This window comes from Vibrio ordalii ATCC 33509 (assembly GCA_000257205.1).
Lineage (GTDB): Bacteria > Pseudomonadota > Gammaproteobacteria > Enterobacterales > Vibrionaceae > Vibrio > Vibrio ordalii.
The window spans coordinates 25,542-45,387 of the sequence record AEZC01000093.1; the positions used below are offsets into that span (position 1 = coordinate 25,542).

Below are 19,846 nucleotides of genomic sequence, written 5' to 3' on the forward strand. Positions count from 1 at the left end.
TCAAAGTGTAGTAAAATTACGCTAATTTCTGTTTAAGTTACTTTGAATTTGACGAGGTCATAACTATGTCAGCTAAGAAGCCAATGGCTTTAGTAATTCTTGACGGTTGGGGTTACCGTGAAGATAACGCACACAACGCAATCAGCAATGCACATACTCCAGTCATGGATAGCTTAATTGCAAACAACCCAAACACTCTGATTTCGGCTTCTGGTATGGATGTGGGTTTACCGGATGGTCAAATGGGTAACTCAGAAGTCGGTCACACCAATATCGGTGCTGGTCGTATTGTTTACCAAGACCTGACGCGTATTACCAAATCGATTCTTGATGGTGAATTCCAACAAACCGAAGCATTAGTCAACGCGATGGATAAAGCGATCAAAGCGGGCAAAGCGGTTCATCTATTAGGTTTGATGTCTCCAGGCGGTGTTCACTCGCATGAAGATCATATCTACGCTGCCGTTGAAATGGCTGCTGCCCGTGGCGCTGAGAAAATCTACCTCCACTGCTTCCTTGATGGCCGCGATACGCCACCACGCAGTGCCGAAGCCTCATTACAGCGCTTCCAAGACCTATTTGCTAAATTAGGCAAAGGTCGTATCGCCTCACTGATTGGCCGTTACTACGCCATGGATCGCGACAACAACTGGGAACGCGTACAAAAAGCTTACGACCTATTGGTTGAAGCCAAAGCAGAGTTTACTTTTGATTCCGCCCTGGCAGGCCTTGAAGCCGCTTACGCACGTGAAGAAAATGATGAATTTGTTAAAGCGACAGAAATCAAAGCTGAAGGCCAAGACTCTGCTGCGATTGAAGATGGCGACGCCGTGATTTTCATGAACTACCGCGCCGACCGTGCACGTGAAATTACTCGTGCTTTCATACCAGATTTCAACGGGTTTGAACGTGCGAAGTTCCCAGCAATTGACTTTGTGATGCTAACCCAATACGCCGCGGACATTCCTCTGCTGTGCGCATTTCCACCAGCATCACTAGAAAACACCTACGGTGAGTGGCTATCAAAGGCGGGCAAAACTCAGTTGCGCATCTCTGAAACAGAAAAATACGCGCACGTCACCTTCTTCTTTAACGGTGGTGTTGAGAACGAATTCCCAGGCGAAGAGCGCCAATTGGTTGCTTCACCTAAAGTGGCAACTTACGATCTGCAACCGGAAATGAGCGCGCCTGAACTGACTGAAAAACTCGTTGCGGCAATCAAGTCGGGTAAATACGATGCGATTATCTGTAACTACCCGAACGGCGATATGGTTGGTCATACTGGTATTTACGAAGCGGCCGTGAAAGCATGCGAAGCGCTTGATGAGTGTATCGGAAAAGTGGTTGAAGCGATTAAAGAAGTCGATGGCCAGCTACTGATCACAGCAGACCACGGCAATGCTGAAATGATGGTGAACCCAGAAACTGGGGGCATTCATACTGCCCATACCAATCTGCCAGTGCCGCTTATCTACGTCGGTAGCAAAGATCTTAAGCTAAAAGACGGTGGTAAGCTTTCTGACCTAGCACCAACGATGCTTGCTCTATCGAACATGGACATCCCAGCAGAAATGTCTGGTCAAGTGTTGTTTAAATAACTCACCAACCACGTGATATTGAGCCTCGATCAATATCGAGGCTTTTTTTCACCCAAGAACTCGAGATTTGATTGCAAGTTTTGACATAGGGCTTTCGCCTCGCCGATGGCTTTGAGTATACTGACTCACTACTTTGTTGATAGAGACTTGAAAACGGATGAGAAACAAGCCTTCACCACACCCACTGACTATAACGACTTGGTGGCATGCACTTAGCCTAGTGATGGTGTTAGGGCTAGCTTGCCTGTCCAGTTCACCGTTAATGGCTGCCACTCAACAAGAGCTCAAAGGGGTGAAAGGAGAAATTTCTCGTCAGCAGCAAGCGTTAAACAATCGACAAAAAGAGCTCGATTCGTTGCAAAATGCGCTTAAAAAGCAAGAAGTAGGCATTTCAAGTCTAGAAAGTCAGATCAAAAACACCAAATCAGAATTGGTAGTGGCCAATGCTAATATCGCTAAACTCAAGCAAAAGATCACGGCCTTAGAAATACAAAAAGCACAGCAAACTGCCAAATTAGCTCAACTGATCAAAACCTATTACGCCACTCAGCGAGCGACGGCCTCATCAAACATACTCAATAATGGCGTAGAAGAAGATCGCATCAGTCAGTATTACCAGCACTTGGCGAAGGCACGCAGCCAAACCATCCAACAGCTTGAACTTACGCAGACAGAGCTCAATGAAAGTGAAAAACAGCTACAACTTGAACGAGATCAAATAGCCTCGCTTTTAGAGCAACAGACCCAAAAGCGCGACACGTTGGCAAAAACGCAGTCAGAACGACGCAGTACAGTGGGTAAAATTCAAAAAAGCATTTCCGGTGATAAAGTCTACTTAGCGGAATTGCAACGCAATGAAATGCGATTACAAGCAGAAATCGCCAAAGCAGCAAAACGTAATGCTGTGCTAATGGATGGGTTAGCGCCGCAAAAAGGCAAGCTACCTTGGCCAGTCAAAGGAAAAATCCTGCATGCTTTTGGTACGCGGCAAAGTGGACAAATTGACTGGAAAGGCCTGGTGATTGACGCCAATTATGGTCAAAATGTCAAAGCGGTTTATTCTGGTACGGTCGTGTTTGCTGAATATCTACGTGGTTATGGGCTGGTGGTTTTGCTCGATCATGGCAAAGGCGATATGACCTTATACGGCTTTAACCAAAGCCTACTGAAAAAAGAGGGCGATAAAGTCATCGCTGGTGAAACTATTGCTTTAGCAGGCGACACTGGCGGCCAATCTCAGCCCGCACTCTATTTTGAAATTCGCCGTAACAGTAAAGCCGAAGATCCAATACGCTGGCTCAGCCGCTAACAAAATAGAAAAGCTAGTCACAAGCAACACTCTGTCAATTCGTGTAAGTATTAGTGTGAATAGTACGCTTCGACTTGTGTGATCAACTGAGCTAATTGCATTTTATCCAATGCATTAATTCCAGCCGCCGCTTCGCGCCCTCCTCCGGTTGCAAAGGCGCTGCATAGTTTACCCGCACCTTGTTTATTAGTTACTGGCGCGCGTAACGAAACGGTATAACTCCCTGATGCATTTTCTGTCAAAACCAGATGTGCTCTCTCTGGAGCTTGATTGGCTAACCAATTGCCAAAGACTCCACTCACCCTATGTGAGGATGCACAATCAGGCAACTTGTAAACACTCAAACAAATGCTGTCATGGATGGGCGCTAATGACTGGGCGAGCTGCATATCTTGTTGATAAGCCTGCTGCAAACGATAAAAAGGAGAGTTGTTATCCTTCATTAAATCAAACGGTGAAGGATAAACCAGCAAGGCTTGGTACAAATCAGCAGGGTGATAATGAAGCTGCTCTACCGTCTCTCCATAACCGTTATAGTTAATCAAGGTGCCCAAATTTTTTAGTTGTTCAGCTTGAGCGCTATTTAGCCCAGCGTTGCGCGCTAAAGTATCCGCTTTAGCAATCAAATTATCGCCATAAGCTGCCACAATCGCCCACTCATGGAACGGACCACCTAACCACTGATCAATAATTAATGCCGTACAAGTATTAGGGTCCAAATCAATATGGGCGTCAAGCAACGGAGTCTCGGGAATAGGGCCAGCATAGTGATGATCGGCATAAAACACCGTCACCCCCGCCGTAAGAGCCTGCTGTAAAGCTCGCTGATTCTTCTCCATCGAAATATCTAACACGGTCAGGCTATCTCGTGATTGAAGATTGAGACGCTGGAGCAATTTGATATCACGCTTAACCCCAGTAACCAGTGTCGTCGTGCGGGGGTAAGTAAGCCGCAACTGAAGAAGAGAGATGATGCCATCGGCATCACCGTTGAAAACGTCATAGTGCATATCAACACCACCCTTAGAGATGTATAACTAAGAAGCTAACAGCTTCAAAGGATTAAAAACAATACTCAAAGGTTATAACTAAGCACACATTATGATGCGTGCATCACCCGCACTCCGTCCTCTAGCAATAGAAGCTGTTCAAGACCTTGTTCCGTTGCTTTGGGTTTAACAACTGCGATCATCTGCAAAATACCTTTGTGAATCACTTGCTCGGTGATCTGTGCTTTAGACGACATCGCAGATTGATAACTCAACCAGCACGAGGCCGTCATATGCAAAGTCGTGACTAAAGATCGCATCTCATCTTCTTCGACTGACAGCAATTTCAAGTCGACAAAAGCATGCATGATATTGATGAGATTAGTTTGCAGTTTTTCTTGCACTTGAATGTATTCACCATGTAACGCCTCATCACGCTGCAAGATTTCAGGTAAATTAGCGTAGAAAAAACGGTACTTCCACCTCAAAGTAAAGAGCGAATCAAGATAATGCTTTAACAGCGTTAAGCTCTCTCGCTGCGCCGCAATCGGCTGAAAACGTTCGAGTAGCTCGGTGGAATAAAGAGCAAAAATATCACGAACGATTTCTTGTTTATTACGAAAGTGATAATACAAATTACCAGGGCTGATTTCGATGTGCGCGGCGATATGGTTGGTGGTCACCGTTCTTTCACCATGTTCATTAAACAGCGCCAAGGCGGCATAAACGATCTTATCTTTGGTCTTCATCTTGTCTTATAACCTTTGTAAGCCTGCACCTTATCAAATAATAGAGTGAGATTCGGAAAACAGTGCCTTAGCCTTAGCGAAGACAAGGCACTGCCACCGATTATTGATGATACGGTTTAGACAAGGCGTGCACCGCATCAACAAATATGCCCGCATTTTCCGGTGGCACATCTAAATGAATACCGTGTCCGAGGTTAAAGACATGGCCCGTTCCTCCATGGCCGAACCCTTCAAGAATCGTCGCCACTTCTTGGCGAATACGATCATGCGGAGCATAAAGCATCGAAGGATCCATATTACCTTGCAGCGCCACTTTGTCACCGATACGCGCTTTGGCGTCGGCAATATTGATGGTCCAATCAAGTCCTACGGCATCACAACCCGTGGCAGCAATCTGCTCCAGCCACATGCCACCGTTTTTGGTAAACAGAGTAACAGGTACGCGGCGACCTTCATTTTCACGAATTAAACCATCCACAATTTTGTGCATATACTGTAGAGAAAAGAGATTGTAGTCGCGCGGTGTCAGTACTCCGCCCCAAGTATCAAAGATCATAACAGACTGAGCGCCTGCTTTGATTTGTGCGTTGAGATACTCAATAACACTGTCAGCCAGTTTATCGAGCAAGGCGTGCAGCACGCTAGGATCGGCGTACATCATTTTTTTGATCTTAGTGAAGGCTTTTGAGCTGCCACCTTCCACCATATAAGTTGCGAGTGTCCATGGACTGCCTGAAAAGCCGATCAATGGGACTTCACCTTGCAGATCTTTGCGGATCTGACGTACGGCATTCATCACATATTGCAGTTCGCCTTCCGGATCTGGTAAGCCAATTTTATCGACATCGGCTTTACAAGTGATCGGGCGTTCAAACTTTGGCCCTTCGCCCGCTTCAAAATACAAACCCAATCCCATCGCGTCAGGAATGGTCAAAATATCAGAAAATAAAATCGCGGCATCTAATGGAAAGCGGCGTAATGGTTGCAATGTCACTTCAGAAGCTAGCTCTGCATTTTTACACAGCGCCATAAAATCGCCAGCTTCGGCACGCGTTGCGCGATACTCTGGCAGGTAACGTCCGGCTTGGCGCATCATCCATACAGGCGTGCAATCGACAGGTTGTTTTAACAGCGCTCTCAAATAGCGGTCATTTTTTAATTCAGTCATTCCGTCTTCCAATTTAAGGCTTATTATTTTTTATGGCGTTATTCTAGCATTGAATAAGATCCAAAAGCGCTGTGCTTTGCAAGCGAGATCATGTTATTAACTTTTAAATCAATGCTTAATTTGCAAGCAACCGTTAACAGTGTTAAAAATTTGTTCGCTAGCGAAAACTATAATTATAAACCGAGTATTCTATACTCGGCATCTCATAACGACATCTTACTTACCCCCTCCTTCATTGGAGGGTTTTTTTTAGCACTGTGTCTGTGAATCTTGCTCTATTGCGCTTAGCGTGTAATCGATTAATGCTCTCGCTATCGTACCTTCGGGGGCGACAGGAGGCAAAGCGTTTGCTAAGAACCATTGTGCGTCACTTAATTCACTGTAATCAGGTTTTATCGTGCCAGAATCATATTCCGCGACAAAGCCCATCATCATACTCGATGGAAATGCCCAAGGTTGGCTGCCAAAATAATGAATATTCTTCACATGAATTCCTGTTTCTTCAAGTACTTCACGTGCCACGCACTGCTCTAACGTCTCTCCTACCTCTAAAAAACCAGCTATCACGGTATACATGCCGTTACGATGCCTTGGGTGCTGGGCCAATAAGATTTTATCGTGATTTCGTACCGCGACAATAATGCAAGGAAAGATACGTGGATAATGTAGCGTTCGACATTCTGAACATTGCATCGCCAGTTGATTGTGATTCAGATAATTTCGTCCACCACATTGCGGACAAAAACGTAACGTTTGGCTCATGTGACCATATTGAAGCGCTTTGCTGATCGCGTAAAAAATCGCCGGTTTAAAGTGCAATAATTCCCGTAATGAGGTCATTTCTCGCTCGCCTTCAAGGTCTGCATCATTGAGCCACATCACTGGGTATCCATCATAGCTATCTACTACAACTGCTTTTTCTAAAGGCAGAGAATATTCGTCCGCAGGCCCTAGCGGTAACTCACCATTGATGGTCCAGATCTCACTTCCGGAAACGACACACCAATAAGCGATTTCTGTGTCACTATTTTTTAACATGTTGCGACCTCTCTTCTTGCAGTTACTCTATTTTACTGGCAATCTAAATTCATACCAGAATTTGTAACGTTCCAAATTTAGTTCTATAAATTCTAGTAAGGACAATGAGTTGTATCTATAAAATGCAACCCTATGCAAAGGAAACGGTCACCCATTTTGGGACCCGATCATGAGGGCATGGTCATGCTAAAAAAACTAAAACGCACACAAGAGCAATGGGGCGGTTCCAGTGACGTTATTGATCACTGGCTAAATACGCGACAATCCTTGATTGTAGAGTATTGCAAATTAGCTGCACTACAACCTTGCACTACCAAAGCGAATATCAATGAGCTTCCTTCTCCAGAAGCATTGCAGCGCTTTTGTCAGCAATTAGTGGATTATATTTCTGAAGGCCACTTCAAAATTTACGATATGGTAATGGATAAGTGGCGTGCTACTGGCTTTGAGGCCACCGATGAAATTAACCAAACTTACGGTAAAATTATCGTTACTACCGAGCCACTACTCAATTTCACAGATAAATATGCGGCCGTGAGTGATGAAGATGATCTCGAAAATTTTGACAGTGATCTTTCGTTAATGGGGGAGATCATTGAGGTACGTTTTGCGGTCGAAGACAGTTTAATTCAACTCATCGCTGACAGCTTAGCTATCCCTCCAGGCGCTTAATATTGAATAGTTTGATATGAGTATTGGCGTAGATTCACTATTTGATTAAGCGCCACAAAAAAGGCACCCGAAGGTGCCTTTTTTAGTCAGCGCTGAGATTACTCTTCAGAAGAGAAACCTGCGTTTAGCAGTGCCGCTAGGTTATCTGTCGCTTGTTCAGCAGACGGGCCTTTTAGCTGTGCCGCACGTTTAGCTTGACGCTCTTGGTGGTAAGCGAAACCTGTACCCGCTGGAATCAGACGACCAACGATTACGTTTTCTTTCAGACCGCGAAGATCATCACGTTTACCAGAAACAGCCGCTTCTGTTAGTACGCGAGTTGTCTCTTGGAACGATGCCGCAGAGATGAAAGATTCAGTCGCTAGAGATGCTTTAGTAATACCGAGTAGCTCACGCTCGAAACGAGCAGGCTGTTTGCCTTCCGCTTCTAGGTTACGGTTTGCAACTTTCACTTGTGAGTATTCAACTTGCTCACCCGCTAGGAACTCAGAGTCACCAGCATGAGTGATCGTACACTTACGCAGCATTTGACGAACGATAGTTTCAATGTGCTTATCGTTAATCTTAACACCTTGCAGACGGTAAACTTCTTGCACTTCGTTAGCGATGTAAGACGTTACAGCATGGATACCACGTAAACGTAGGATATCGTGCGGAGTCTCAGGACCATCAGCAATAACGTCACCACGTTCGATCTTCTCACCTTCAAACACGTTAAGTTGACGATGCTTAGGAATCATTTCTTCATAAGTTTCGTCACCCTCACGAGTGATGATTAGACGACGTTTACCTTTAGTTTCTTTACCAAAGCTCACAGTACCTGTGTGCTCAGCAAGAATCGCAGGCTCTTTTGGTCGACGAGCTTCAAACAAGTCAGCTACGCGAGGTAGACCACCCGTGATGTCTCGGTTACCGCCAGATTTTTGTGGAATACGCGCTAATGTGTCACCAATACCAACTTCAGCACCATCTTCGATGTTAACGATCGCTTTACCCGGTAAGAAGTATTGAGCTGGCATATCAGTGCCAGGGATCATGACATCTTTACCTTTCGCATCAACAAGTTTGATAGCTGGACGCATATCTTTACCTGCTGCTGGACGAGCGGCGGCTTCGGTTACTTCGCTTGAAGATAGACCCGTTAGGTCATCTGTTTGGCGAGAAACTGTTACACCATCAATCATATCAACGAATTGGATGCGACCAGCCACTTCAGTGATGATTGGCATAGTGTGGGCTTCCCAGTTAGCCACTGTTTGACCAGCTTCAACCGTGTCGTTATCACCTTTACTCAACACAGAGCCGTAAGGCAGTTTGTGTTTTTCTTTAGTGCGACCAAATTCATCAATGATAGTCAGCTCTGATGCACGAGATGTGATAACCAGCTTCTTATCTTTATTGATAACGAACTTAGCGTTGTGAAGTTTCACCGAACCTTTGTTCTTCGCTTGGATACTGTTCTCTGCCGCAGCAGTAGAAGCCGCACCACCGATGTGGAACGTACGCATCGTTAACTGTGTACCCGGCTCACCGATAGATTGAGCAGCAATAACACCGACTGCTTCACCTTGGTTCACTAGGTGACCACGAGCAAGATCACGACCGTAACATAGCGCACAGCAACCGAAGTCCGCATCACAGGTTACCACTGAACGTACTTTCATATTATCGACAGAGTTCTCATCGATAATCTGACACCACTTCTCATCAATCAGAGTATTACGTGGAATAAGTACTTCATCAGTACCCGGTTTCATCACATCGTCAGCCACAACACGACCAAGAGCCAGTTCAGTTAAAGAAACTTTAACATCACCACCCTCGATATGAGGCATCATGTCGACACCTTCATGAGTGCCACAGTCATGTTCTGTTACCACAACATCTTGTGCAACGTCGACTAAACGACGAGTCAGGTAACCTGAGTTCGCTGTCTTCAATGCTGTATCCGCTAGACCCTTACGTGCACCGTGGGTAGAGATAAAGTACTGTAGTACGTTCAGGCCTTCTTTAAAGTTTGCTGTGATAGGCGTTTCGATGATTGAACCATCTGGACGCGCCATCAGACCACGCATACCAGCAAGCTGACGAATCTGAGCCGCAGAACCACGAGCACCCGAGTCAGCCATCATATAGATGCTGTTAAACGATTCTTGTTGTTCTTCTACGCCATCACGGTTGATCACGGTTTCAGAAGATAGGTTATCCATCATCGCTTTCGCAACACGGTCGTTGGTAGACGCCCAGATATCGATAACTTTGTTGTAGCGCTCACCCGCTGTAACAAGACCTGATTGGAACTGTTCTTGGATTTCGCGTACTTCTTCTTCTGCTTCAGCAATTTCAGTGTATTTCGCTGCTGGTACAACCATGTCGTCGATACCAACTGACACGCCTGACAGTGCTGCATAAGCAAAACCGGTGTACATGATTTGGTCAGCAAATACGACCGTATCTTTCAAACCAAGCTTACGATACGCTTCGTTTAATAGATTTGAGATCTGTTTCTTACCAAGCTTCTGGTTCACGATGCTGTATGGCAGGCCTTTAGGCACGATTTGCCATAGCATGGCACGACCGACAGTCGTATCGACCATCTTAGTCTCAGTTGTGCTGTAACCATCTTCATCAACAACGGTTTCAGTGATACGTACTTTAACGCGTGCGTGTAGCGCCGCTGTCTTAGTACGGTATGCCTTCTCAGCCTCTTTAGGGCCAGCCAGGTACATACCTTCACCTTGTGCGTTGATTTTTTCGCGAGTCATGTAGTACAGACCCAAGACCACGTCCTGTGAAGGTACGATGATAGGATCACCTGATGCTGGCGACAGAATGTTGTTCGTCGACATCATCAGTGTACGAGCTTCAAGCTGTGCTTCTAAAGTTAGAGGCACGTGAACCGCCATTTGGTCACCATCGAAGTCCGCGTTATACGCCGCACACACAAGTGGGTGCAGTTGAATCGCTTTACCTTCAATCAGTACAGGTTCGAACGCTTGAATACCAAGACGGTGCAGTGTTGGTGCACGGTTTAGTAGTACTGGGTGTTCACGAATCACTTCGTCTAGGATATCCCAAACAACCGCTTCTTCACGCTCAACCATTTTCTTAGCTGCTTTGATCGTCGTGGCCATGCCGCGAGTTTCTAGCTTGCTGTAGATAAATGGTTTGAATAGCTCAAGTGCCATCTTCTTAGGAAGACCACACTGGTGCAGACGCAGATATGGACCTACTGTGATTACAGAACGGCCTGAGTAATCTACACGTTTACCTAGAAGGTTCTGACGGAAACGACCTTGTTTACCCTTGATCATATCAGCAAGAGATTTCAGAGGGCGCTTGTTAGAACCTGTGATCGCACGACCGCGACGACCGTTATCAAGTAGCGCATCAACAGACTCTTGCAGCATACGTTTTTCGTTGCGTACGATGATGTCCGGAGCCGCTAGCTCTAGAAGGCGCTTCAAACGGTTGTTACGGTTGATCACACGACGGTACAAATCGTTCAGATCAGATGTCGCAAAACGACCGCCATCTAGTGGTACTAGAGGACGTAGATCTGGCGGAAGAACCGGAAGCACAGTCAGGATCATCCACTCAGGCTTGTTGCCTGAACTGATGAACGCTTCAACAAGCTTCAGACGCTTAGTCAGTTTTTTGCGTTTAGTTTCAGAGTTAGTGGTTTGTAACTCCTCACGCATCATCTCTGTTTCAGCGACAAGATCCATTGAACCCAATAGGTCTTTGATCGCTTCTGCGCCCATCTTCGCTGTGAACTCATCGCCCCACTCTTCTAGACGGTCAAGATACTCTTCTTCAGTAAGCATCTGACTCTTTTCTAGATCCGTCATACCCGGCTCGGTTACTACATACATTTCGAAGTAAAGAACACGTTCGATATCACGTAGAGGGATATCCATTAGCAGACCGATACGAGACGGTAGCGATTTTAGGAACCAGATGTGAGCAACCGGTGATGCAAGCTCGATGTGGCCCATACGGTCACGACGAACTTTAGTTTGTGTAACTTCAACGCCACATTTTTCACAGATCACGCCACGGTGTTTCAGACGCTTATATTTACCACAAAGACATTCGTAGTCTTTGACTGGACCAAAAATACGCGCACAGAACAGACCATCACGTTCAGGCTTGAACGTACGATAGTTGATCGTTTCAGGTTTTTTAACTTCACCAAAAGACCATGAACGAATCATGTCAGGTGAAGATAGACCGATTTTGATTGCATCAAATTCTTCGGTCTTATGCTGTGCTTTTAGAAAGTTTAATAAGTCTTTCACAATCAGATCCTGTAAGGAGTTAAAAGGCGCTCGGCGAGCGCCTTTCTACCAGGATAATCCAGAGGGTTTACCGCCAAGATTACTCTTCGTCTTCTAGCTCGATGTTGATACCTAGCGAGCGGATCTCTTTCAGCAATACGTTGAAAGACTCTGGCATGCCAGGTTCCATGCTATGGTTACCATCAACGATGTTCTTATACATCTTGGTACGACCGTTAACGTCATCTGACTTAACAGTAAGCATTTCTTGTAGTGTATATGCAGCACCGTATGCTTCTAGTGCCCACACTTCCATCTCACCGAAACGCTGACCACCGAACTGAGCTTTACCACCAAGTGGTTGCTGAGTTACTAGGCTGTACGAACCTGTTGAACGAGCGTGCATCTTGTCATCAACAAGGTGGTTCAGTTTGAGCATATACATGTAACCGACAGTTACAGGACGCTCGAATGCATCACCAGTACGACCATCAAACAGTGTTAGCTGACCAGAAGTTGGTAGGTCGGCTAGGCTTAATAGTTCTTTGATTGATGCTTCTGACGCACCATCAAATACTGGAGTTGCAATCGGTAAACCACCACGAAGGTTGTTCACAAGAGTACGAACATCACCATCAGACAGAGCAGCAATATCTACTTTCTGACGCGTATCGCCAAGATCATAAACCTTCTGTAAGAACTCACGCTGCTTAGACAGCTCTTGTTGTTCTTTAACCATTTGGTTGATCTTGTCACCAATACCTTTTGCAGCCAGACCTAAGTGAACTTCAAGGATCTGACCGATGTTCATACGTGACGGTACACCTAGTGGGTTTAATACGATATCAACCGGCTGACCGTTTTCATCGTAAGGCATGTCTTCAACAGGGTTGATCTTAGAGATTACACCCTTGTTACCGTGACGACCTGCCATCTTATCACCAGGCTGGATACGACGTTTCACCGCTAGGTAAACTTTAACAATCTTCAGAACGCCAGGCGCTAGATCATCACCTTGAGTGATTTTGCGACGTTTCGCTTCGAACTTCTTATCGAAGTCAGCTTTTAGCTCATCCCACTGCTCAGCAAGCTGTTCAAGTTGAGATTGTAGCTCGTCGTTTTCTAGTGTTTGCTCTAGCCATTTCTTACGATCGATCGCATCAAGCTTCGCTTCAGAATAGCCACCATTGATCAGTACAGCTTTCACACGCGCTAGTAGACCACCTTCAAGAATTTGGAACTCTTCAGTAAGGTCTTTCTTCGCTTCTTTTAGCTGCATGTGTTCAATTTCAAGCGCACGCTTGTCTTTCTCTACGCCATCGCGAGTGAAAACTTGAACATCGATAATGGTACCTGAAACAGAGTTTGGTACACGCAGTGACGTATCTTTAACATCAGAGGCTTTTTCACCGAAGATTGCACGTAGTAGCTTCTCTTCTGGAGTCAGCTGAGTTTCACCTTTCGGCGTTACTTTACCAACTAGGATGTCACCACCCTTAACTTCAGCACCAATGTAAACGATACCTGACTCGTCTAGTTTAGACAGAGCCGATTCACCTACGTTTGGAATATCCGCTGTGATCTCTTCAGAGCCCAGCTTAGTATCACGAGCCACACAAGAAAGTTCTTGGATGTGGATAGTCGTGAAACGGTCTTCTTGAACGACACGCTCAGAGACTAAGATCGAGTCTTCAAAGTTATAACCATTCCAAGGCATGAATGCGATACGCATGTTTTGGCCAAGCGCTAGCTCACCAAGGTCTGTTGAAGGACCATCAGCAAGGACATCACCGCGAGCTACAGGTTCACCTGGCATCACAGTAGGACGTTGGTTAATACATGTGTTTTGGTTCGAACGTGTGTATTTAGTTAGGTTGTAGATGTCGATACCCGCTTCACCAGATACAAGTTCATCTTCATTAACTTTAACTACGATACGAGACGCATCAACTGACTGCACCATACCGCCACGTTTGGCAACGGCAGTTACACCAGAGTCAACCGCTACATTACGTTCGATACCAGTACCAACCAACGGCTTCTCAGCGCGTAACGTTGGAACCGCTTGACGTTGCATGTTCGCACCCATCAATGCACGGTTCGCATCATCGTGTTCTAGGAACGGGATAAGCGAAGCGGCGATTGATACGACCTGATTGGTCGCAACGTCCATGTAGTCAACATGTTCACGAGGGTGAAGACCAGATTCACCTTTTTGACGAGCTGTGATCAGCTCATCTGCAAACGTACCTTCTTCAGTCAGAATGGCGTTTGCCTGCGCGATAACAAATTGACCTTCTTGGATAGCTGACAAGTAATCAACTTCATCAGTCACCACACCATCAACAACACGACGGTACGGAGTCTCAAGGAAACCATATTCGTTACAACGTGCAAATGCAGATAGTGAGTTAATTAGACCGATGTTCGGACCTTCTGGCGTTTCGATCGGACATAGACGACCGTAGTGAGTTACGTGTACGTCACGTACCTCAAAGCCAGCACGCTCACGAGTTAGACCGCCAGGGCCCAATGCAGAAATACGACGTTTGTGCGTCACTTCTGAAAGTGGGTTGTTCTGGTCCATAAACTGAGAAAGCTGTGAAGAACCGAAGAATTCTTTAACGGCCGCAGAGATAGGCTTCGCATTGATCAAATCTTGAGGCATGATCGCATCAAGATCGCCAAGGCTTAAGCGCTCTTTCACTGCACGTTCAACACGCACAAGACCTACGCGGAATTGGTTTTCAGCCATTTCACCAACAGAGCGAATACGACGGTTGCCAAGGTGGTCGATATCGTCCACTTCGCCAATGCCGTTACGAATGGCGATCAACTTCTTCATCACTTCGATGATGTCAGTTTCGTCAAGCGTACCAAGCTCGCCGGCATCTTCACGCTCAATTGAGCTGTTGAACTTCATACGGCCTACTGTTGATAGGTCATAGCGTTCTTCTGAGAAGAATAGGCTTTCAAACAGCGATTCGGCTGCTTCTTTTGTTGGTGGCTCGCCAGGGCGCATCATGCGGTAGATTTCTACTAGCGCAGAAATACGATCAACCGTACTGTCGATGCGCAGCGTCTCAGACACAAATGGACCATGATCAAGATCGTTCGTAAATAGAACTTCAAGTTTCTTATAGCCCGCTTGTGAAAGATTCGCTAATGCTTCCAAGCTAATTTCTTGGTTTGCGCTAACGATGACTTCACCAGTTGCTTCATTGACATAATCTTTAGAAGCGACTTTACCTACGATGTACTCAACGGGTACTTCGATAAAATCAACGTTATCTTTTTCTAGTTGACGGATATGACGAGCCGTTACACGACGGCCTTTTTCGACATAAACGGTACCATTTGCTTCAATATCAAATGACGCTGTTTCGCCACGCAGGCGCTCAGGTACCAACTCCATAAGAAGAGTTTGGTCTTTGACTTCAAACTTCACTTTTTCGAAGAACAGATCCAAGATCTCTTCTGTCGATTTACCAAGTGCACGAAGAATGATCGATGCTGGCAGTTTACGACGACGGTCAATACGTACATACAGGTTATCTTTTGGATCAAACTCAAAATCTAACCATGAACCACGGTAAGGAATAATACGTGCGTTATAAAGAACTTTACCTGATGAGTGAGTTTTACCCTTATCGCTGTCGAAGAATACGCCTGGGCTTCGGTGCAGCTGGGATACGATAACCCTCTCAGTACCATTAATTACGAAGGTACCATTGTCTGTCATGAGTGGAATTTCACCCATGTAGACTTCTTGTTCTTTAATATCTTTTACAGTACCTGCTGGTGCGTCTTTATCAAAGATCACTAGGCGTAGTTTTACGCGTAGTGGCTTAGAATAAGTTACACCACGAATTTGACATTCTTTAACGTCAAAAACTGGCTCACCAAGACGATAGCTAACGTATTGCAGCTCAGAATTGCCGTTATAGCTCTGAATAGGAAATACAGAACGAAAAGCAGCCTCAAGACCGTATTGTCCTTCAGGATCCTGTTCGATAAACTTGTCGAACGAATCGAGCTGGATCGATAGCAGGTATGGAATGTCCAACACTTGTGGACGAGTACCAAAGTCCTTACGGATGCGCTTTTTCTCGGTATAAGAGTAAACCATGGGGTTCCTCAGCTCGCTGATAAGTGACCCAAACTGCCCACCAATTATTCAAAAATAAAAGGTCATTGGACAGTGACTAACAGCTGTTTACTGTAGTAACACAACATCATCTAAAAATGATAGTTTGTGTGCTTTTGCACGAGTATAAGCGTCTAAACAGCGGGAAAATTCACCCATACCCTACAGCGCAAAAAGGCCGGTGGTCAATAAACCACCAGCCATTAGCCTTACGGCTAAGAAATTAAGTAATAATTACTTAACTTCAACAGTCGCACCAGCTTCTTCTAGCTCTTTCTTAAGTGCGTCAGCTTCTGCTTGAGAAACGGCTTCTTTAATTGCAGCTGGAGCGCCGTCAACTAGAGCTTTAGCTTCTTTAAGACCTAGGCCAGTTGCGCCACGTACTGCTTTGATTACAGATACTTTGTTTGCGCCAGCAGCAGTTAGGATTACGTCGAATTCAGTTTGCTCTTCAACAGCTGCTGCTGCTGGGCCACCTGCAACTACTGCAGCTGCAGCAGAAACACCGAACTTCTCTTCCATAGCAGAGATAAGTTCAACAACTTGCATTACAGACATTTCTGCAACTGCATCTAGGATTTGCTCGTTAGTAATAGACATAACAATTCTCTTTTAAGTCAACAATAAGTTTATTTAGCAAACAATAAAAAGCAATGCGAATTACGCAGCTTCTTTTTGATCGCGGATAGCAGCGATAGTACGTACCAGCTTGCCAGCAGAAGCTTCTTTCATGCACATCATTAGGCGTGCGATTGCTTCGTCGTAAGTTGGTAGTGTCGCTAGTAGTTCAGCGTCAGTTAGTGCGCCTTCAAATGCAGCTGCTTTGATTTCAAAGTGCTTGTTCTCTCTAGCGAAGTCTTTAAAAAGACGCGCTGCAGCACCTGGATGCTCGTTAGAGAATGCGATCAAAGTAGGACCTACGAATACGTCTTGTAGACATTCGTAAGCTGTGCCTTCCACTGCGCGACGTGCTAGAGTATTACGAACAACTCTCATGTAAACACCCGCTTCACGAGCTTGTTTACGTAGAGAAGTCATCGCGCCTACTTGAACGCCACGAGAGTCAGCAACAACTGCAGAAAGTGCACCACTGGCCGCTTCGTTGACTTCAGCAACAATTGCTTGTTTGTCTTGAAGGTTTAAAGCCATCTTGGATTTACTCCTGGTTGTCGTTACACCACTCACTATTATCACAACAGTGAGAGTTATTTCGGTGCAGTCCCAGAAGAAAGTTTATCTATTAAAAATAAAGTCTGCTTTCTGTCAGTTCGGGCACCATCTACGTAGGTACGATTAAGTTATTTATCATAAAGAGAAATAACGCCTACGGTCTTGGACGGAGACTGGGTCATAGTTCAAAGAACTAAATTCAGCCCCAACCACAAATATTAGGCGCAGAATTATACATAAATTCCGCACCTAATCAAATGTATTATTACGCTTTAGCGCTTAGCGTGTTCTGATCAACAGCAACACCAGCACCCATGGTAGTAGAAATGCTCACTTTCTTCAGGTAAGTACCCTTAGCAGAAGAAGGTTTCGCTTTCTTAAGCGCAACTAAAAGAGCTTCTAAGTTCTCTTGCAGTTGGCTAGTTTCGAAAGAAACTTTACCGATAGTTGTATGGATGATGCCGTTTTTATCGTTACGGTAACGAACCTGACCCGCTTTAGCATTCTTAACCGCTTCAGCAACGTTAGGAGTTACAGTACCAACTTTAGGGTTTGGCATTAGGCCGCGAGGACCAAGAATGGTACCTAGTTGACCTACAACGCGCATTGCATCTGGAGAAGCAACAACAACGTCAAAGTTCATTTCGCCTTTTTTCACTAGCTCAGCTAGATCTTCCATACCCACTAAATCTGCACCTGCAGCTTTAGCTGCTTCAGCGTTTGCACCTTGAGTGAACACTGCTACACGTACTTCACGACCTGTACCGTGTGGTAGTACAGTTGCACCACGTACGTTTTGGTCAGATTTACGAGCATCAATGCCAAGGTTCACAGCAACGTCTACAGACTCAACGAATTTGGCCGTTGCAAGTTCTTTAAGAAGAGCTACAGCTTCGTTGATTTCGTATTCTTTAGTTGCGTCAACTTTCTCACGAATAGTGCGCATACGCTTAGTTAGTTTTGCCATGATATTAACCCTCTACCACTAGGCCCATTGAACGAGCAGTACCCGCAATAGAACGCTTCATCGCTTCAATGTCAGCACCAGTCATGTCAGCCGCTTTTGCTTCTGCGATTTCCTGGATTTGAGCATCAGTGACCGTGCCCACTTTTTCAGTGTTTGGACGGCCTGAACCAGACTTGATGCCTGCAGCTTTCTTCAGAAGAACAGCCGCTGGAGCAGTCTTAGTTACGAACGTGAAAGAACGGTCGCTGTATACAGTGATAACAACTGGAGTAGGCAAGCCTTTCTCCATTGATTCTGTTCTTGCGTTAAACGCTTTACAGAATTCCATGATGTTAACACCACGTTGACCTAGTGCAGGACCAACTGGTGGACTTGGGTTCGCCATACCAGATGCAACTTGCAACTTGATATAAGCTTCAACTTTCTTAGCCATGATATTTCCTAAATGTGGGTACAAACGCCAATCAACTGATCAGCTCCCCGGTTACTTTGTCATAAAGACGTGTAAATAAGGCGCGAAATTATAATCACATTTCACGCTCTTAACAACTCTAAAAGGTGTTTTTTTAATCAACCTTATCGACTTGGCCAAACTCAAGCTCAACAGGAGTTGCACGACCAAAGATAGAAACTGATACTTTAATGCGGCTTTTATCGTAATCCACTTCTTCAACGGTACCATTGAAATCAGCAAAGGGACCTTCGTTAACACGAACCACTTCACCTGCTTCAAACATCGTCTTAGGACGCGGAGCTTCGCTCGCTTTCTCTAGACGGTTAAGAATCGCATCCGCTTCTTTGTCGGTAATAGGAGCTGGGCGATCAGAGGTTCCACCGATGAAACCCATTACACGAGGAACGCTACGCACTAAGTGCCAGGACTCATCATTCATGAGCATCTGTACCAATACATAGCCAGGGAAGAACTTGCGCTCACTTTTACGGCGTTGACCTGCACGCATTTCAACAACTTCTTCTGTTGGAACAAGAACTTCACCGAAGAATTCTTCCATTGCGTGCATCTTGATATGCTCACGCAGCGATTGCGCCACGCGGCCTTCAAATCCAGAGAAGGCTTGAACTACATACCAGCGTTTTTTAGGAGCTTCACTCATGTATTAAACCCTCTATACCCCAGTCACAAAAGCGACAAGACGAACCATTATGCCGTCAATGCCCCACAGTGCTAGAGCCATTACGATACTTACAGCTAAAACGATTAGTGTTGTTTGCATAGTTTCTTGGCGTGTTGGCCACACCACTTTACGAACTTCCATACGAGATTCGCGCGCAAACACTATCGCCGCTTTTCCTTTTGTGGTTGTCGCAGCAACACCGAGTGCTGCAATAATCAGCGCAACCACACCTGCAGCACGAAGTACTACAGACATTTCACCATACAGGTAATTACCCACAACAGCGGCGGCTAACAGAGCAAAAGTGACAATCCACTTAAATGTGTCTGCTGCACTTGAGCTATCAGGAATTTCAGCATTGTTTGCTTTCATAAACCAACCTGTTACAAGTCTTAACATAGACGACAACAACCCCGCTGTTGCAGGGCAAATCCATAGTATAAGTAAAGTTACCTATACATACTCATCAAGACAGAGAGACTTCTATCTTAAATCCTTTGCACTGGCTCTATCGACCAACAAATCGACAACGACCAAATTTAGCGCAGAAAAAAGGCATCAAATGATGCCCTTTTTAGTAGTTGTTAGTCAAATACTATTCGTATTTAAACGGCTAAATCAGC

Annotated in this window: 15 protein-coding genes; 3 read left to right on the plus strand and 12 right to left on the minus strand. The window is 45.4% G+C overall.

Going from position 1 to position 19,846, the window contains the following annotated elements:
* Positions 1 to 65: 65 nt before the first annotated feature.
* Both gpmM and VOR_RS0106760 read left to right on the plus strand, forming a co-directional pair.
* Positions 66 to 1,598 (plus strand): 2,3-bisphosphoglycerate-independent phosphoglycerate mutase, encoded by a 1,533-nt coding sequence (gene gpmM / locus VOR_RS0106755; RefSeq protein ID WP_010318953.1) that lies wholly within the window; start codon positions 66 to 68, stop codon positions 1,596 to 1,598.
* A 223-nt stretch (positions 1,599 to 1,821) separates the two neighbouring features.
* A complete protein-coding gene (locus VOR_RS0106760; RefSeq protein ID WP_010318954.1) occupies positions 1,822 to 2,907 on the plus strand; it encodes a murein hydrolase activator EnvC family protein in 1,086 nt (361 codons plus the stop codon).
* Between the two features lie 50 nt (positions 2,908 to 2,957).
* Here VOR_RS0106760 and VOR_RS0106765 read toward each other — a convergent pair whose 3' ends face one another.
* The 4 genes from VOR_RS0106765 to nudC form a co-directional block, all read right to left on the minus strand.
* Positions 2,958 to 3,917 (minus strand): hypothetical protein, encoded by a 960-nt coding sequence (locus VOR_RS0106765; protein ID WP_010318955.1) that lies wholly within the window; start codon positions 3,915 to 3,917, stop codon positions 2,958 to 2,960.
* Between the two features lie 89 nt (positions 3,918 to 4,006).
* Positions 4,007 to 4,645, minus strand: coding sequence for a TetR/AcrR family transcriptional regulator (locus VOR_RS0106770; RefSeq protein WP_010318956.1), 639 nt, complete (start codon positions 4,643 to 4,645; stop codon positions 4,007 to 4,009).
* A gap of 100 nt (positions 4,646 to 4,745) precedes the next feature.
* Positions 4,746 to 5,813, minus strand: coding sequence for a uroporphyrinogen decarboxylase (gene hemE / locus VOR_RS0106775; protein ID WP_010318957.1), 1,068 nt, complete (start codon positions 5,811 to 5,813; stop codon positions 4,746 to 4,748).
* A 249-nt stretch (positions 5,814 to 6,062) separates the two neighbouring features.
* A complete protein-coding gene (nudC, locus tag VOR_RS0106780; RefSeq protein ID WP_010318958.1) occupies positions 6,063 to 6,851 on the minus strand; it encodes an NAD(+) diphosphatase in 789 nt (262 codons plus the stop codon).
* A gap of 177 nt (positions 6,852 to 7,028) precedes the next feature.
* Between nudC and VOR_RS0106785 the strand changes: the two genes are divergently transcribed.
* On the plus strand, positions 7,029 to 7,523 hold the full coding sequence (locus VOR_RS0106785) for an Rsd/AlgQ family anti-sigma factor (RefSeq protein WP_010318959.1): 495 nt from the start codon (positions 7,029 to 7,031) through the stop codon (positions 7,521 to 7,523).
* Positions 7,524 to 7,621: 98 nt separating this feature from the next.
* Here the strand turns inward: VOR_RS0106785 and rpoC are convergent, their stop codons facing one another.
* The 8 genes from rpoC to secE form a co-directional block, all read right to left on the minus strand.
* Entirely contained in the window at positions 7,622 to 11,824 is a 4,203-nt protein-coding gene (gene rpoC, locus VOR_RS0106790) for a DNA-directed RNA polymerase subunit beta' (protein ID WP_010318960.1), read from the minus strand.
* 79 nt (positions 11,825 to 11,903) lie between these two features.
* Positions 11,904 to 15,932: a DNA-directed RNA polymerase subunit beta gene (rpoB, locus tag VOR_RS0106795; RefSeq protein ID WP_010318961.1), complete on the minus strand. Its 4,029-nt coding sequence runs from the start codon at positions 15,930 to 15,932 to the stop codon at positions 11,904 to 11,906.
* 252 nt (positions 15,933 to 16,184) lie between these two features.
* Positions 16,185 to 16,550: a 50S ribosomal protein L7/L12 gene (gene rplL, locus VOR_RS0106800; protein ID WP_010318962.1), complete on the minus strand. Its 366-nt coding sequence runs from the start codon at positions 16,548 to 16,550 to the stop codon at positions 16,185 to 16,187.
* Between the two features lie 60 nt (positions 16,551 to 16,610).
* The gene (gene rplJ, locus VOR_RS0106805; protein ID WP_010318963.1) at positions 16,611 to 17,099 is read right to left on the minus strand and encodes a 50S ribosomal protein L10; all 489 of its coding nucleotides are present in this window, start codon (positions 17,097 to 17,099) and stop codon (positions 16,611 to 16,613) included.
* Positions 17,100 to 17,385: 286 nt separating this feature from the next.
* Positions 17,386 to 18,087 carry a 50S ribosomal protein L1 gene (gene rplA / locus VOR_RS0106810; protein ID WP_010318964.1) on the minus strand — a complete coding sequence of 234 codons (702 nt, stop codon included), beginning with the start codon at positions 18,085 to 18,087 and terminating at the stop codon, positions 17,386 to 17,388.
* 4 nt (positions 18,088 to 18,091) lie between these two features.
* The gene (gene rplK, locus VOR_RS0106815; protein WP_010318965.1) at positions 18,092 to 18,520 is read right to left on the minus strand and encodes a 50S ribosomal protein L11; all 429 of its coding nucleotides are present in this window, start codon (positions 18,518 to 18,520) and stop codon (positions 18,092 to 18,094) included.
* Between the two features lie 133 nt (positions 18,521 to 18,653).
* Complete coding sequence (gene nusG, locus VOR_RS0106820) at positions 18,654 to 19,202, minus strand: transcription termination/antitermination protein NusG (RefSeq protein WP_010318966.1); 549 nt, start codon at positions 19,200 to 19,202, stop codon at positions 18,654 to 18,656.
* 12 nt (positions 19,203 to 19,214) lie between these two features.
* Positions 19,215 to 19,595: a preprotein translocase subunit SecE gene (secE, locus tag VOR_RS0106825; protein ID WP_010318967.1), complete on the minus strand. Its 381-nt coding sequence runs from the start codon at positions 19,593 to 19,595 to the stop codon at positions 19,215 to 19,217.
* Positions 19,596 to 19,846 lie beyond the last annotated feature (251 nt).